Origin of the sequence: Pontibacter sp. HSC-14F20 (genome assembly GCF_019599265.1) — a bacterium.
In the GTDB taxonomy this organism is placed as follows: Bacteria; Bacteroidota; Bacteroidia; order Cytophagales; family Hymenobacteraceae; genus Pontibacter.
The window spans coordinates 61,698-77,654 of the sequence record NZ_JAHZTC010000016.1; the positions used below are offsets into that span (position 1 = coordinate 61,698).

Annotated in this window: 12 protein-coding genes; 11 read left to right on the top strand and 1 reads right to left on the bottom strand. The window is 52.4% G+C overall.

What is annotated here, in order from left to right; genetic code table 11:
• The first annotated feature begins 55 nt into the window (after positions 1–55).
• From hslU to K3G39_RS15285, 3 genes are all read left to right on the top strand, one after another.
• On the top strand, positions 56–1,453 hold the full coding sequence (gene hslU / locus K3G39_RS15275) for an ATP-dependent protease ATPase subunit HslU (protein WP_220627044.1): 1,398 nt from the start codon (positions 56–58) through the stop codon (positions 1,451–1,453).
• Between the two features lie 261 nt (positions 1,454–1,714).
• The gene (locus K3G39_RS15280; RefSeq protein WP_220627045.1) at positions 1,715–2,443 is read left to right on the top strand and encodes an SDR family NAD(P)-dependent oxidoreductase; all 729 of its coding nucleotides are present in this window, start codon (positions 1,715–1,717) and stop codon (positions 2,441–2,443) included.
• Positions 2,444–2,704: 261 nt separating this feature from the next.
• Positions 2,705–3,124: a helix-turn-helix domain-containing protein gene (locus K3G39_RS15285; RefSeq protein ID WP_220627046.1), complete on the top strand. Its 420-nt coding sequence runs from the start codon at positions 2,705–2,707 to the stop codon at positions 3,122–3,124.
• Between the two features lie 400 nt (positions 3,125–3,524).
• Here the strand turns inward: K3G39_RS15285 and K3G39_RS15290 are convergent, their stop codons facing one another.
• Positions 3,525–4,673: an IS4 family transposase gene (locus tag K3G39_RS15290; protein ID WP_220627047.1), complete on the bottom strand. Its 1,149-nt coding sequence runs from the start codon at positions 4,671–4,673 to the stop codon at positions 3,525–3,527.
• A 399-nt stretch (positions 4,674–5,072) separates the two neighbouring features.
• On the opposite strand from K3G39_RS15290, the gene K3G39_RS15295 reads away from it, so the two are divergent.
• From K3G39_RS15295 to acs, 8 genes are all read left to right on the top strand, one after another.
• Positions 5,073–6,413, top strand: coding sequence for a hypothetical protein (locus tag K3G39_RS15295; RefSeq protein WP_220627048.1), 1,341 nt, complete (start codon positions 5,073–5,075; stop codon positions 6,411–6,413).
• 29 nt (positions 6,414–6,442) lie between these two features.
• Positions 6,443–6,706 carry a DUF4212 domain-containing protein gene (locus tag K3G39_RS15300; protein WP_220627049.1) on the top strand — a complete coding sequence of 88 codons (264 nt, stop codon included), beginning with the start codon at positions 6,443–6,445 and terminating at the stop codon, positions 6,704–6,706.
• Positions 6,707–6,732: 26 nt separating this feature from the next.
• Positions 6,733–8,421 (top strand): sodium:solute symporter family protein, encoded by a 1,689-nt coding sequence (locus K3G39_RS15305; protein ID WP_220627050.1) that lies wholly within the window; start codon positions 6,733–6,735, stop codon positions 8,419–8,421.
• 122 nt (positions 8,422–8,543) lie between these two features.
• Positions 8,544–8,756, top strand: a complete 213-nt coding sequence (locus K3G39_RS15310) for a hypothetical protein (RefSeq protein ID WP_220627051.1) — start codon at positions 8,544–8,546, stop codon at positions 8,754–8,756.
• 2 nt (positions 8,757–8,758) lie between these two features.
• Entirely contained in the window at positions 8,759–11,485 is a 2,727-nt protein-coding gene (locus K3G39_RS15315) for a sensor histidine kinase (protein WP_220627052.1), read from the top strand.
• Between the two features lie 4 nt (positions 11,486–11,489).
• Positions 11,490–11,870, top strand: coding sequence for a response regulator transcription factor (locus K3G39_RS15320; RefSeq protein ID WP_220627053.1), 381 nt, complete (start codon positions 11,490–11,492; stop codon positions 11,868–11,870).
• Positions 11,871–11,893: 23 nt separating this feature from the next.
• Positions 11,894–13,819 (top strand): propionyl-CoA synthetase, encoded by a 1,926-nt coding sequence (locus K3G39_RS15325; protein ID WP_220627054.1) that lies wholly within the window; start codon positions 11,894–11,896, stop codon positions 13,817–13,819.
• A gap of 88 nt (positions 13,820–13,907) precedes the next feature.
• On the top strand, positions 13,908–15,806 hold the full coding sequence (acs, locus tag K3G39_RS15330) for an acetate--CoA ligase (RefSeq protein WP_220627055.1): 1,899 nt from the start codon (positions 13,908–13,910) through the stop codon (positions 15,804–15,806).
• Positions 15,807–15,957: the final 151 nt, after the last annotated feature.

Genomic DNA, 15,957 nt, shown 5'->3' on the forward strand with positions numbered 1-15,957 from the left:
CGGTTGCTGATTAACTTTAGTTAGTAACCGGATTTTCAATTTTTAAAAAGAGAAAATGTTAGAATCAATAGAGCATTTAACACCAGCCCAGATTGTAGAGGAGCTGGATAAATATATTATCGGGCAGAAAGATGCCAAACGCAACGTAGCCATCGCGCTCCGCAACCGCTGGCGCCGCATGAATGCCGACGAAAGCATTCGCCGCGAGATCGTGCCCAACAATATCCTGATGATTGGCGCCACCGGTGTGGGTAAAACAGAAATTGCCCGCCGTCTGGCCAAGATCGCCGACGCACCTTTCACCAAAGTGGAAGCCTCCAAGTTTACAGAAGTAGGCTACGTGGGACGCGATGTGGAAAGCATGGTGCGCGACCTGGTAGAGCAATCGGTGAACATGGTGAAAACCAGGAAAAAGGAAGAAGTGAAGCAGAAAGCCGCCGAGGTGGTGGAAGACATCATTCTTGATGCACTTATACCTCCGATTCAGGGTGGTCGCGCGACACCAAGTTTCTCAAGTACTTCCGAGCCAAACGGTATGCCCGATAACGATTACGAACTGAACGAGCGCACCCGCGAGAAATTCAGAGAGAAGATCCGCAATGGTGAGCTCGAGGACCGCAAAATTGAAATCAGGGTACAGCAGAGCGCCATGCCAGGTATGGGCGTGATGGGGCCAGGTATGGACGAGGCTTCAATGATGAACATCCAGGAGATGATCAGCGGCATGATGCCCAAGAAGACCAAAAAGCGCAAAGTAACTATTGCCGAAGCCCGCAAGATTTTGCTGGAAGAAGAAGCCGCCAAACTGATCGATATGGATGAGGTGAAGGAAGAGGCGATCTTCAAGGCAGAGAACTCTGGCGTTATCTTCATTGACGAGATTGACAAAGTAGCCAGCGCAAGCAGCAAAGGTGGCGGTGGACCTGACGTGAGCCGCGAAGGTGTGCAGCGCGACTTGTTGCCGATTGTGGAAGGCTCTACGGTGAACACCAAGTATGGCGTCATCAACACCGACCATATTTTGTTCATCGCCGCCGGTGCATTCCACGTGGCCAAACCATCGGATCTTATACCTGAGTTGCAAGGCCGTTTCCCGATTCGTGTGGAGCTGCAGAGCCTGACCAAAGATGACTTCTACCAGATCCTGAAGTTCCCGAAAAATGCCTTAACAAAACAATACGAAGCGCTGCTGAGAGCAGAGAACGTAGAGTTGAGCTTTGCCGACGAAGCGCTGGATGAAATCGCTTCCATCGCATTTGAAGTAAACTCAGAAGTAGAGAACATCGGTGCCCGTCGTCTGCACACGGTGATGAGCCGCCTGCTCAACGACATCCTCTTCGACGTGCCGGACAAAATCGGCGCTAACGCCCACATCGTCGTAAACCGCGAGATGGTGCTCGAAAGGCTGTCTGACATGGTGAAGAACCGGGATCTGAGCCAGTATATTCTTTAAAGTTCAGGAGTTGGGATGGTAGGGGCAGGTCGCGACCTGTCCGAATCTTGACCGGTCCTTGCAGTAAAGGCGTAAGCACTAAACCCGTGGCTGATATATAAATGCGGGTCTGTGACTTGTGCAAAGAAAGGCTGGTGTTTCTGTGAAGGCAGAAGCACCAGCTTTTTGGGTTGTGAAAACCTCTGTCAACAGGTATAGGTATAACCAAATCTTGAATCCCATTCGTACTTTAAGAGAAGAACTCATAACTCCAAAACTTTCATGAACTACTACTTCATCACCGGAACGAGCAAAGGTATAGGCAAAGCCATTGCGGAGGAATTGCTTCAGGACGAGAACAACGTTGTGATTGGCGTGTGTCGTAACAGCACCATACAGCACAAAAACTACCGCCACCAACCCCTCGATTTTTCGGATATACCTGCCGTGGAGCATAACCTGCACAAGGTGTTTATTCCTTACAGTGACGCCGAAAAGCTTGTGCTGATTAACAATGCCGGCGTGTTGGGCGATATTGGTTATGTAGGAGAAGGTATGCCGAATGAACGTTTTGAGTTTGTGTTTGACGTGAACGTGATTGTGCCCGCCATGCTGATGAACAGTTTTCTGCATGTATACCAGCCGTTGCAAGTGCCCAAAGTGATTGTGAACGTTAGCTCAGGAGCAGGGAAATACCCGATAGATGGTTGGGCCAGTTACTGTGCTTCCAAGGCAGCGATTGATATGATGTCGCAAACGGTACAGCAGGAGCAGACCGTGCGCGGCTCCGGAGTTAAGGTATTCTCCTTGTCGCCGGGTGTGGTGGATACCGCTATGCAGGAGCACATTCGGGAAAGTGATGTGGAGAAGTTTAGCAATGTGCAGCGGTTCAGAGATTATAAAGAACAGGGCGAACTAGCCTCTCCGGAAGAAGTGGGTCGCAAAGTTGTCTGGTTCCTGGATAATACCGATGGTTTTAAGGATGTTCTGGTATCAGTGCGGGATATGTAGGTATAGCCTGCAGTTGCAGCACAAATATTGAATTAAATCTAGACAGCAAAACGCCCTTCTGATAAAGAAGGGCGTTTTGCTTTTAGAACTCAGGTATAACTATACCTCGGGCAACCCTTCAAAGGTATGACAGTCCTAGTTTATACATTGTCTAACCGCTTGATACTTAAAAATATATACTTTGTACATAATTTGCTAAATTAATATAGTTATGCTAAATTAGTATACCTGATATTTAAAACTGCTATACCTCAGTCTGTTATGAAGCATCCCATCTGTCCGCGCTGCAGTGCTATGGAAATCGTGAAAAGCGGCATTATCAACGACAGACAGCGTTATCGCTGTAAAAAATGCAGTTACTACTTCACTGTAAACAAGCTTGGGAAAGGGATTGACAGCTATTATGTGACCAAAGCGCTACAACTCTACATCGAAGGCATCAGCTATCGCGAGATCGAGCGGATTTTGGGTGTGAGTCACGTTTCCATCATGAACTGGGTGCGTAAGTATAAAATAAAGGCGCCAGAGCAAACCGAGTACCATCCGACTTACAAAATCCTGAACCATACCGAACTGGTGGAGCACATGAAGAACAGCGCCAACCTGAAAGGGGCCGGCATGATGATCACAGAACTCGGCGACAAGTACATGATGATCAAGTGGAAGCGGTTTAAGGACTAAGTGAATTGCTAAATTGTTGATGGTTAAATTGTTTTTACTGGTATGGTAGCTACTATCACCCTTGCTCGCGTCCTGCGAGTAAGAAGCTATTAGGTGGTCTTCCTGAAGGTGTTCGGAATTTTCAACTGGCCACTCATGCACGATTAACATCCCCCTTCAAAGAGGAACTTCTGCTACTGCCAGTTTGCAGGTATAGCTCCGTGACAAATACCCTGGCAGTTGTAGCAAGACATCCTTGCCCCTTAGACTATGAAACAGATAGCAGTAGCCAGTTACACTTTACGACACTCCACTGTTGGGGGTGAAGGGGTCCCCCTGTCAAGAGCGGTCAGCGAGTGGGGTAGGTTCTCTCTATTTTTTCTTTATCGAGGGCCCCTACCCACTACTGTTCGAAACCTACTCAAGTGACGAATTTTTCCATTTTGGCAGGGTCCCCTCCGCAGAGCAGCACGATCTGTCTGACTATTTCCACGTCCAATTCCTGGGCAAAGCGCAGCCTGGCGCGGCGGTCGCTGTCGAGCTTGTTGAGCTTGCGGTAGACGATGAGCAGCAGGGCCACGATCAGGGTCATGTAGCGCATGACCTGGATGCCGTTCACGTCCCGGGTGAGCAGGTGCTCGAGCTGCAGGTGCTGCTTGAGGAACTTGATGAGCACCTCGATCTGCCAGCGCTCCTGGTAGATAGCCGCTACCTGGTAGGCATCCAGCCAGGCGATGTTGGTGACAAAGCAGATCTGCTCCCCCGATTCCAGGGTGGCCTTGACCAGGCGCAGGGGCTTTTCGAGGTAGCTTCCGGGCTTTTCCCGGAAGCTCACCCAGGCATCGCTCAGCACGGTGAGGGTCGTCCCCTCGGGCCGCTGCCCCACGGCCAGCCGCTCCCGCTCGATGCAGTGGGAACCCACCTTGCAGCGCGTGACAAAGAGGCGGCCCCGCTCGTCGAGCTCCTTGAGCGCTTTGCGCGACTGCACGCCTCGGTCGAAGACGACGATGCCCGAGCGGGAGATCTCACTGGAGAGGATCGTCTCGGGCAGGGCGCAGTCCTCGCTCAGAGCCTGCCGGTTGGTGAACACGCGCACCTGGCAGGGCAGGCTGCCTTTCATGGCCAACGTGCACTTGAGCTGGCCACTGTCCTTGCTGCCCGCACGCGTGCGCATGCTCCAGGCCACCAGCCGGGCCGAGACGGCGATCAGGGTGGAGTCGTAGCGCACGAGCGCATGCTGCTCGCCCAGCAGGCGGTTGAAGCGGGCGAAGAGCAGCTCGAAGATGGCCCGGAAGAAGTCGGGCCGCATGGTCACGATCCGGTCCCGGATGGAGTTGTAGCGTGTGGTCTGCCCCTGCCCCACATCGGCCAGGGTCCGGAACTGCATAGAGCAGTAGAGCTCCTCCATCACCCGAAGGCTTGCTTTGCCCCCCTCCAACAGCGAGAGCAGCAGCAGTTGGAACATCACCCGCCCGCTGAGCTTCTTGACCTGGTGGTCCACCCGCGTCCGGGCCGCCAGCTGAGCAAGGTCCTGGTCAGGGATAAATGCCAGTAAATCCTTCGCCTTCATATCAGCCTCCTTTCATGTATGCCCGTTACATAATACGAACTTGACAAGGTTTCGAACAGTAGTGGCCCCTACCCCCATCAAGGGGAAAAGTAAGGCCCGCCCGGCCAGGGCAAGCTATAAAACAACTCCATTTGCTATACCTGCAAAAGCCGCCGCAACGCCAGTTACAAACTGACTCTAAGCAACTACCAGTTACACTTCGCTAAAACTGGCAGTATAGCCAAATTTTATGGTAAAATCGACCCTGAAAATCCATAATAAAGCCCATTCTTCTACGTATGTATACCAACTTACCAAATATATACACCCCTTTACCCTTTTTCATAAATCTTCCTTAAAATAGATAAAGAATTCTGGAAAACAGCTGACCTCTCTTCACCTTAACATTTAGTATTCCAAATGAAGAAATTGTTACTATTTGTTGCGGCAGGGCTGGTGCTTTGCTGCGCAGGAAGGAGTGCGTCCGCTCAAGGCTCTACGGAGTACGGGGCAGGTATAAAGCTGCCCCTCAATGAAGACGGCAGCAAGTATATCCGCTTTATCACCTGGCACCAGGTATGGGTTAGGTATAACGAGCACAATTCGGGCACGATCCGTAACGGCGAGCCTGTCGATAATACGCTCGATTTTGGTTTGCGCCGTTCCCGCTTCCTGACCTATTCGCAGATCTCACCGCGATTTTTAGTACTCCTGCACTTTGGGGTGAACAACCAGAATACTTTGAGCGGTGGAGCAAACCCGGCTCTGGATGGCAAGAAGCCGCAAATCTTCATTCATGACGCCTGGACGGAGTATAAGGTGTTCGACACGGAGCTGTCAATAGGGGCGGGCCTGCATTACTGGAACGGCGTTTCGCGCATGACCAATGCCAGTACGCTTAACCTCATGACCATCGATGCGCCTATCTTCAACTGGGCCACCATCGATGCCGCCGACCAGTTTGGTCGTATGCTGGGCGTGTATGCTAAAGGCAAACTCGCAAAGCTCGATTATCGCGTAGCAGTGAATGATCCCTTCCTGACGAACACGGCAGAGGCGATTGGTCAAAATGCCAACTACAATCCACGGAACAATAATAAGGTATACCAGGGCTATTTTAATTGGCAGTTCTGGAACCAGGAATCAAACCTGTTGCCCTTCATGGTGGGCACCTATCTGGGTACCCGGCGTGTGTTTAACATAGGCGCAGGCTTTATGCACAATAAAGACGGCATGTGGCGCGAAGAAAATACCGTGGCAGGTATACAGACCGTGAAAGAAAACATCAGCCTGTTTGGTGTAGATGCTTTCCTGGACCTGCCGCTCAACACCGAAGCCAACACAGCCCTCACAGCCTATGGCGCTTATTATAACTATAACTTCGGGAGAAACAATGTGCGCAACATCGGTATTATGAACCCGGCGCAGGGCGGTGGCGGGCTCCGTGGCAATGCCTTCCCGACCATCGGCACCGGCGATATTTTGTACGGGCAGGTGGGCTACTTGCTGCCGGAAGACCTGATCACCGAGAAAGCCAGACTGCAGCCATACGCCGCCTATAGCTATGGCAATTTGGATGGGGTGCAGAACAGCGGCGGCGAAAAAGTGACTGTGAAAATGCTCGACCTGGGCGCTAACCTCTTACTCGAAGGCCACCACTCCAAACTCACGCTCAACTACCGCAACCGACCTGATTTCACAAATCCGGATAACCAGAAATACCGCCCGGAGATCACACTGCAGGCCATGATTTATTTGTAACAGAACCTTAAAAACAAATCGCTATACCCATGGAAAATAACAAGAACAGAATGCAGGAGTACTGGCAACGCAACGTGCGCATCCTCCTGACGCTTTTGGGCCTTTGGTTCGCCGTGTCTTATGTCTTCGGTATTTTGCTCGTCGACGAGCTCAATCAGTTCCGGCTGGGAGGTTTTAAGCTGGGTTTCTGGTTTGCGCAACAGGGCTCTATCTATGTGTTTGTGCTGATCATCTTCATTTATGTGTGGCTGATGAACAGGCTAGACCGCGAATTTGATGTGCACGAAGATTAATCTCCCACCACAAAAACCTTAAGACAATGGAAATCTTAACCTGGACATATATCATCGTGGGCATCACGTTCGCCCTCTACATCGGCATCGCTATCTGGTCGCGGGCGGGCTCTACCAAAGAGTTTTACGTGGCAGGCGGCGGCGTTTCCCCGCTGGCCAACGGAATGGCAACGGCTGCTGACTGGATGTCGGCTGCCTCGTTCATCTCCATGGCGGGTCTTATCTCGTTTATGGGCTACGACGGCTCGGTATACCTGATGGGCTGGACCGGCGGCTACGTGTTGCTGGCACTCTTGCTCGCCCCATACCTGCGCAAGTTCGGCAAGTTTACTGTTCCAGATTTCGTGGGTGACCGCTACTACTCCAAAACTGCCCGATTGGTGGCAGTAGTCTGTGCTATTTTCATCTCTTTTACCTATGTAGCTGGGCAGATGCGCGGCGTGGGTATCGTGTTCTCCCGCTTCCTGGAGGTGCAGATTGAAACCGGCGTGATCATCGGTATGATAATCGTGCTTTTCTACGCTGTACTGGGCGGCATGAAAGGCATCACCTATACCCAGGTGGCGCAGTACTGCGTGCTTATTTTCGCCTACATGGTGCCTGCTATTTTCATCTCGATGATGCTCACGGGCAACCCGATTCCACAGTTGGGGATGGGCGGCACATTGGCCGATGGCACCTACTTGTTAGATAAACTCGACGGTTATCTTCCGGAGCTTGGTTTCACAGCCTATACCGACGGCAGCAAAGCTACAATTGACGTGTTCTTCATTACAGCTGCTCTGATGGTGGGAACGGCTGGTCTGCCACACGTTATCGTGCGCTTCTTCACGGTGCCAAAAGTAAAAGACGCCCGTAAGTCTGCAGGTTATGCGCTGGTGTTTATTGCCATACTCTACACAGCTGCTCCGGCCGTAGGTGCGTTCGGTATGTACAACATGCTGCAGACCACCAGTAACCAGCCTATTGCGAACATGCCGCAGTGGGTGAACAACTGGGAAAAAACAGGTCTGATTGGTGTGGATGACAAAAACGGAGATGGTCGCATTCAGTATGTGAAGGACCCGGCTGTGAACGAGCTCAAAATCGATAAGGACATTATGGTGCTGGCCAACCCGGAAATTGCGCAGCTGCCTAACTGGGTGATTGCTCTGGTAGCGGCCGGTGGTCTGGCTGCGGCTCTTTCTACGGCGGCTGGCCTTCTGCTGGTGATCTCCACATCCATCGCCCACGACTTGCTCAAAAAGTCTGTCATGACAAGTATATCTGAGAAGCAGGAACTGGTGGCAGCACGTGTAGCTGCTACGTTTGCGGTAGTTGTGGCAGGCTACTTCGGTATCAATCCGCCGGGCTTTGTGGCCGAAGTGGTAGCTTTCGCCTTTGGTCTGGCTGCTGCTTCATTCTTCCCTATCATCATCATGGGTATCTTCTCGAAACGCATGAACAAGCAAGGCGCGATCTGGGGTATGGTTTCGGGTCTGGTGTTCACAATAGGCTATATTTCCTACTTCAAGTTCATCAACCCGGCCGCCAACCTGCCTGAGAACTGGTTCATGGAAATATCACCGGAAGGCATCGGCACTGTAGGTATGCTTATCAACTTTATCGTGTCCTTCGTTGTGTCCCGTTTCACGCCAGCCCCGCCAGCCCATATACAGGATTTGGTAGAGGATATCCGCATCCCGAGAGGTGCAGGCGAGGCAGTGGCGCATTAATGTTTAATTGATTGTTGATGGCTAAATGGTTAAATTGTTGGATGGTTGATTCGGTGGCTTTACCATCGGTCAGCCATTCGGCAGTTTCACTAACGCGCTAAATCACTCGCTAAATCACAACCATGCGTGACCGCTCCAAAGGCAGACGACTCTTTTTCATCAGCGCCCTTTTCGTGGTGTTGCTGAATTTTCCATTGCTCTCGATTTTCAACTCGGGTGGTACGGTGGGCGGTGCCCCGGTGCTATACCTGTACATCACGGTGATGTGGCTCCTGTGCATTGGCGCGATTGGTTTTTACATTAATCATCAGGATTCCAGAAAACAGAAGAAATAAACATGAACTACTGGCTTGTCATCGGTGCGTCATTCTTCTACCTGGCTTTGCTCTTTGGGCTGGCTTCGTGGGCAGAAAGGCGTTCGGCCGCAGGCAGAAGCTTTGTGGGCAATCCATACATTTATGCACTTTCAATAGCGGTATACTGTACCGCCTGGACCTATTACGGTTCGGTGGGAAGGGCAGCCACAACGGGCCTGGGTTATCTGGCTATCTACATCGGCCCAACGCTGATGGCACCGCTCTGGTGGGTGGTGCTGCGCAAGATCATCCGCATTTGCAGGGTGCAGCGCATTACCACCATCGCCGATTTCATCTCGTCGCGCTATGGCAAGAACGTCACGCTTGGCAGCATCGCCACCATTGTTTGCGTGCTTGGTATTATACCTTACATCTCCATTCAACTTAAGGCCATCGCCAGCAGCCTGGACATTTTAACCGGTGCAAACGAGGTGGGTCGGAGCCCGATGTTCGGCGATACGTCTTTCTTCATTTCGCTGGGCCTGGGGCTGTTCACCATCGTGTATGGCACGCGGCACGTGGAGGCCACCGAGCGGCACGAAGGTATGGTAACGGCCATTGCATTCGAGTCGCTCTTCAAGCTGGTGATTTTCATTGTGGCAGGTGTTTTCGTGACCTATGGGGTGTTCAATGGCTTCGGCGACATCATGCAACAGGCTACTCAGCTGCCCGATTTTGAGCGGATGATGACCTTTGATAGCGACAACGGCTTTTCGCAGTGGTTCTGGATGGTCGTGTTGTCGATGCTCGCGATTCTGTTTTTACCGCGCCAGTTTCAGGTGGCCGTAGTTGAGAACGTGGACGAACAGCACCTGAACAAAGCCATGTGGCTGTTTCCGCTATACCTGTTTGCTATCAATATTTTCGTGCTGCCCATAGCCTTTGGCGGCGACATTCTGTTCGGCAATGCAGGTATAGACGCCGACATGTTTGTGTTGGCTATACCTCTTAACGAGGGCCAGTCCATACTTGCTCTGCTGATATACCTGGGCGGCTACTCGGCCGCGACGAGCATGGTCATTGTAGCCACCATTGCCCTGAGCGTGATGATCAGCAACAACCTGGTGATGCCGCTTCTGGTAGGTATACCTGCCATCAAAAACCGCTACCAGAACCAGTTCACGAAGCTCTTACTTTTCAGTCGCAGGTTGGGTATTCTGGTGATTTTGTTACTCGCTTACCTGTACTACAAGGGTGTGGCGGAGCATTACTCACTCGTGGAAGTCGGGCTGGTGTCGTTTGCGGCGGTTGCGCAGTTTGCACCGGCCATTATCGGGGGCATTTTCTGGAAAGAAGGCACCAAAAACGGGGCGCTGGCAGGTATAGTGGTCGGCGCAGCAGTCTGGTTCTATACCTTGGTGGTGCCGTCGATGGTGGGGGTGGGTATGCTGCCGGATGCTATTCTGGAGCATGGTCCGCTAGGTATAGCCTTACTCAAGCCTTTCGAGTTATTCGGTCTGCAGGGCATGGATTACATTTCGCACGCTATGTTTTGGAGCATGTTCCTGAATGTGGGCCTTTACATTGGCGTGTCGCTATTGAGCAGGCAAACATCGCAGGAGCGCAACCAGGCGGAGGTGTTTGTGGACATCTTCAGGTACTCCACCGTGTTCGAAAGCTCCATCGTCTGGAAAGGCACGGCGTACATACCTGACATTAAATCCTTGTTGGTGAACTTCCTGGGTGAGAAAAAAGCCGAAGTCGCCCTGAAAGCCTACAAGCGCAAGTACCCCGAGCCGGAAGATGAAACCGGCAAGGCCGACCCGAAGCTGGTGACCTACGCCGAGAAGGTTTTGTCGGGAGTTATCGGATCTTCGTCGGCCCGCATCATGGTGGCGTCGGTAGTGAAGGAAGAGAAAATCAGCATTGATGAGGTGCTCAACATCCTGAAAGAATCGCAGCAGCTGATTTCCATCAACAATGAACTGCGCCGCAAGTCCCTGGAGCTGCGCCGGGCCACCGAGCAACTCCGCAGCGCCAACGAACGGCTCCGACACCTTGATGAACTTAAAGACGAGTTTTTGTCAACAGTCACGCATGAGCTCCGCACCCCACTGACTTCTATTCGGGCGCTTTCTGAAATTCTGTATGATAACCCCGAAATGGAGCGCGCGGACCAGGAGCATTTCCTGCAAACGATTGTGAAGGAGTCCGAACGGCTGACGCGGCTGATTACGCATGTGCTGGATTTGGAGCGCTTCGAGTCGGGCAAGCAAAAGCTTAACCTCGGGCCAGTGCAGATAGAAGAGGTGGTGCGTGAATCGGTGGAGGTGCTCGGGCAATTGGTGCAGGAAAAAAACATTGACCTGGTAGTGGATGTGCAGCACAACCTGCCGGTCATCAGCGGCGACAAAGACCGCCTGATGCAGGTGCTGGTCAACCTGGTCTCCAATGCCGTCAAGTTCTGTAATCCTAAACAGGGCCGCATCATTGTGTCGGGTTACTACATCGACGGCGACATAAAAGTGAATGTGGTAGATAACGGCAAAGGAATCGACCCGGAGTTTCACAAACAGATTTTCGATAAATTTTACCAGGCGCAGAACCAGAACATCCGCAAACCCGAGGGCAGCGGACTGGGACTGGCCATCTGCAAAAAGATAATTGAATCACACCAGGGGCGCATTTGGGTGGAGAGCGAGCCGGGCAAAGGGTCCCGGTTTTCGTTCGTGCTGCCTGTGAGAGTAAATGTGCCCGCAAACGTATAAAACTATGAGTACCAAAGAGAAATTGAAGGTGTTGGTCGTGGATGATGAACCGAGTATCCTGATGCCGCTGGAGTTTTTGATGCGCAAAAATGGCTATCAGGTATACATTGCCCGCAACGGCACCGAGGCCATGGAGAGTGTGGACAAGGAGCGGCCCGATGTGGTGTTGCTCGACATTATGATGCCCGACGTGGACGGCTACGAGGTATGTCGGCACATACGCGGACAGGAAAATATGGACGGGGCCAAGGTGATTTTTATGAGCGCCAAGACCAAAGACGCTGACATCAAAAAAGGCTATGACGTAGGGGCAGACCTGTACATTCCAAAGCCCTTTTCAACGCGCTTCCTGATAGAGAAAATCAAGGAACTGACAAAGAGTTAATCGTAACAAAAGAAAGTGGAGATATGGATACAGTAACCCAAACCAACAGCTCGTATGCCGAGGCCTACGAAAGAAGCATACAGGACCCCGAAGGCTTCTGGGGCGAACAGGCGCAGCAGATTGCCTGGTTCGAAGAGCCAAAGCAAATCCTGTCCACCGATGAAAACGGCTTCTACCGCTGGTTCGCGGGCGGCAAGCTCAACACGTCTTATCTGGCCCTAGACTACCACGTAGAGAACGGCCGCGCCGACCAGACTGCTCTGATTTACGACTCACCCGTTACCAACACCATCCGCAAGTACAGCTACCGCGAGTTCCGCGACATGGTAGCCCGTTTTGCCGGTGCCCTGCGTGGTTTGGGTGTGGAGAAAGGCGATACCGTGGTGATTTACATGCCGGTTATACCTGAGGCTGTGGTCGCGATGCTGGCCTGCGCAAGGTTAGGTGCTATTCACTCAGTAGTATTCGGTGGTTTTGCGCCGCACGAGCTCACGGTGCGCATCGACGATGCCCGTCCGAAGGTGGTTGTCTCCGCTTCCTGCGGTATTGAGTTCGACAAGCATATCCCCTACAAGCCGCTCCTCGACAAAGCCCTGAACGACAGCAAGCACAAGCCCGAGCATACCATCATTTTACAGCGTCCTTACGTGGAAGCCGACATGGAGCCTGGCCGCGACCTCGACTACATGGATGCGTTGCAGAAAGCTCAGCCAGCCGACCCGGTTCCGGTTGATGCGCACGACCCGCTCTACGTGCTCTATACCTCCGGCACCACCGGCAAGCCAAAAGGCATCATCCGCGATAACGGCGGCCACGCTGTGGCGCTCAAGTTCAGTATGAAAGCCGTGTATGGCGTGGAGCCCGGCGATGTGTTCTGGGCCGCTTCGGATGTGGGTTGGGCTGTGGGGCACTCATACCTGGTATACGCCCCGCTAATCCATGGCTGCACCACAGTGCTGTTTGAAGGAAAACCCGTGCGCACGCCGGATGCCGGCACTTTCTGGCGCGTCATCATGCAGCACGATGTAAAGGTGCTCTTTACGGCACCAACCGCCATCCGCGCCATCAAAAAAGAAGACCCGAGTGGCATAGAGAAGATCAAGTATGACCTGCCCTCGCTCAAGTACCTGTTTTTGGCTGGCGAGCGCTGCGACCCTGCCACCTACTATTGGGCAAAAGACTTGTTGCGTATACCTGTGATCGACCACTGGTGGCAAACCGAATCGGGCTGGCCGATGGTGGCGAACATGGTCGGCTATGGTCTGAAGCCAGCCAGAGCAGGGGCAGCGGGCCTGCCGGTGTGTGGGTATAAAGTAGAGATTTTGGGTGAGGAAGGGCAAGAGCTTATACCTGCGCAGGAAGGCTACGTAGCCGTGAAGTTGCCGCTCCCTCCGGGCTGTCTGCCAACGCTTTGGGAAGACAACGACCGCTTTTTTAAGTCCTATCTCGAGCGTTTCCCGGGCTATTACATGACCGGCGATGGGGGCTATATGGACGAAGATGGCTATATTTATATCATGGGCCGCATTGATGATGTCATCAACGTGTCGGGTCACCGCCTCTCAACCGGAGAGATGGAAGAGATGGTAGCCTCACACCCTGCCGTAGCCGAATGCGCCGTGGTAGGTATAGCCGACGACCTACGCGGCCAGCGACCGGTTGGGCTGGTGGTGCTCAAAGACGGACAAAACATCAGCGAGCAGCAGTTAGAGCAGGAGTTAATCGCCCTGATTCGGGAGAAAATCGGCGCCGTGGCCTACTTCCGCAACGCGCTCATTGTGAATCGCCTGCCCAAAACCCGCTCCGGCAAAATTCTTCGCAAAATACTACGCAACATTGCCGACGGTGTGCACTATGCTATACCTTCTACCATCGACGACCCGGCTATTTTAACCGAGATACATGATGACCTGAAGGAGCGGAAAATTGGGAATGCTTTTTTGGAGTAAATTCCTGTAGGGGCAGGTCATGATCTGTCTGAATCGTGCACCTTTAACTGATTGAATAAACCTTAAATACCAATAACAAACCGATATCATGCCTAACATTCAAATCAAGACTTATCAGGAATACGAAGAAGCCTATAAGCGCAGTGTGGAAGACCCGGAAGGGTTCTGGTCCGATATAGCGAGCACGTTTACGTGGCGCAAGAAATGGAACACCACCCTGGAATGGAACTTCGAGGAGCCGAATATAAAGTGGTTTAAGGGCGGCCGGCTGAACATCACGGAAAACTGCCTTGACCGCCACCTGAAAACTCGTGGCAACAAGCTCGCCCTGATCTGGGAACCCAACGACCCAAAAGAAAGATTTATCCGCTATACCTATCGCGAACTCCACGAGAAGGTATGCCAGTTTGCCAATGTGCTCAAGAAGAACGGTGCCAAAAAAGGTGACCGCATCTGTATCTACATGCCGATGATTCCGGAACTGGCTTTCGCTGTTTTGGCCTGCGCCCGTATTGGGGCCGTGCATTCGGTGGTGTTCGCCGGTTTCTCGGCTGTAGCCATGGCCGACCGCATCAACGACGCGCAGTGCAGCATGGTGCTCACTTCTGATGGTTTGAACCGCGGCGCAAAACAGATTCCGGTGAAGCGTGTGGTAGACGAGGCTCTGGAGCGTTGCGATTCGGTACAGAAAGTGATTGTAGTAGAGCGTTTGGGTTGGGCTGTGAATATGGTAGAAGGCCGTGACGTGTGGTACCACGATGAAGTACAAGGAGTGAGCAAAGACTGCCCTGCCGAAGAAATGGACGCTGAAGACATGCTCTTCATTCTCTATACCTCTGGCTCCACGGGCAAACCGAAAGGCGTGGTGCATACCTGCGGCGGCTATATGGTATATGCTCAGTACAGCTTCAGCAACGTGTTCCAGGTACAGGAAAACGACATTTACTGGTGTACTGCCGACATCGGCTGGATCACCGGCCATACCTATCTGCTTTACGGTCCGCTTTTGTCGGGCTCAACATCGCTGTTGTTCGAAGGCGTACCGACCTTCCCGGATATGGGTCGTTTCTGGCAGGTGGTCGATAAGTTTGGCGTCAATATTTTCTACACCGCGCCAACTGCCATTCGCTCTCTGATGGGCGGCGATATTGATGATGTGCTTTCATACAGCCTTGATTCACTCAAAGTGTTGGGCTCGGTGGGTGAACCGATAAACGAAGAGGCCTGGCATTGGTACCATACCCACGTTGGCAAGGAACGCTGTCCGCTGGTGGATACGTGGTGGCAAACCGAAACCGGCGGCATCATGATTTCTTCTCTGGCCAACGTGACGCCTATTAAGCCTGCCCACGCGGCATACCCACTCCCAGGTATCCAGCCGATTCTGGTGGATGCAGAAGGCAAGGAGATAACAAATAACGAAGTAGAAGGCTATCTCTGCATGAAGTTCCCGTGGCCAGGCATCATCCGGACCACCTACGGCGACCACGAGCGTGCTCGCCTGAGCTACTTCTCGACCTACAAAGGACTGTACTTTACAGGCGACGGGGCCAAGCGCGACAAAGACGGTCTGTACCGAATCATCGGTCGAGTAGACGACGTAATTAACGTATCCGGTCACCGCTTTGGAACAGCCGAGATCGAAGAAGCCATCAACCACAACGACCATGTGGTGGAGTCGGCTGTAGTGGGTTATCCGCACGACGTGAAAGGGCAGGGCATTTATGCGTTTGTTATCTGCAAAGAAGTGCCGGAGCGCGAAGATTACCTGCGTGCCGAGATCATCGAAACAGTCGTAGAGAAAATCGGTAAAATTGCAAAACCGGATAAAATTCAGATTGTAAGCGGACTGCCCAAAACCCGCTCCGGCAAAATCATGCGCCGCATTCTGCGCAAAGTAGCGGAAGGCGATACGTCTAACCTGGGCGATACATCTACCTTGCTCGATCCGGATGTAGTGGATGAAATTAAAGCGGGTGCTTTATAAGTGTTTTTAGTTGATAAGTTTAGTTGAATGCGTAAAGTCCTGCGACGTCTGTTGCAGGACTTTTGCATTTCAGGCTTGTTTGCTGATGACAGGTATAGAGGGGCCTCTGGCCAAGGTATAGGTATAGCGGAAATGTGGTTGTGTATGAGGC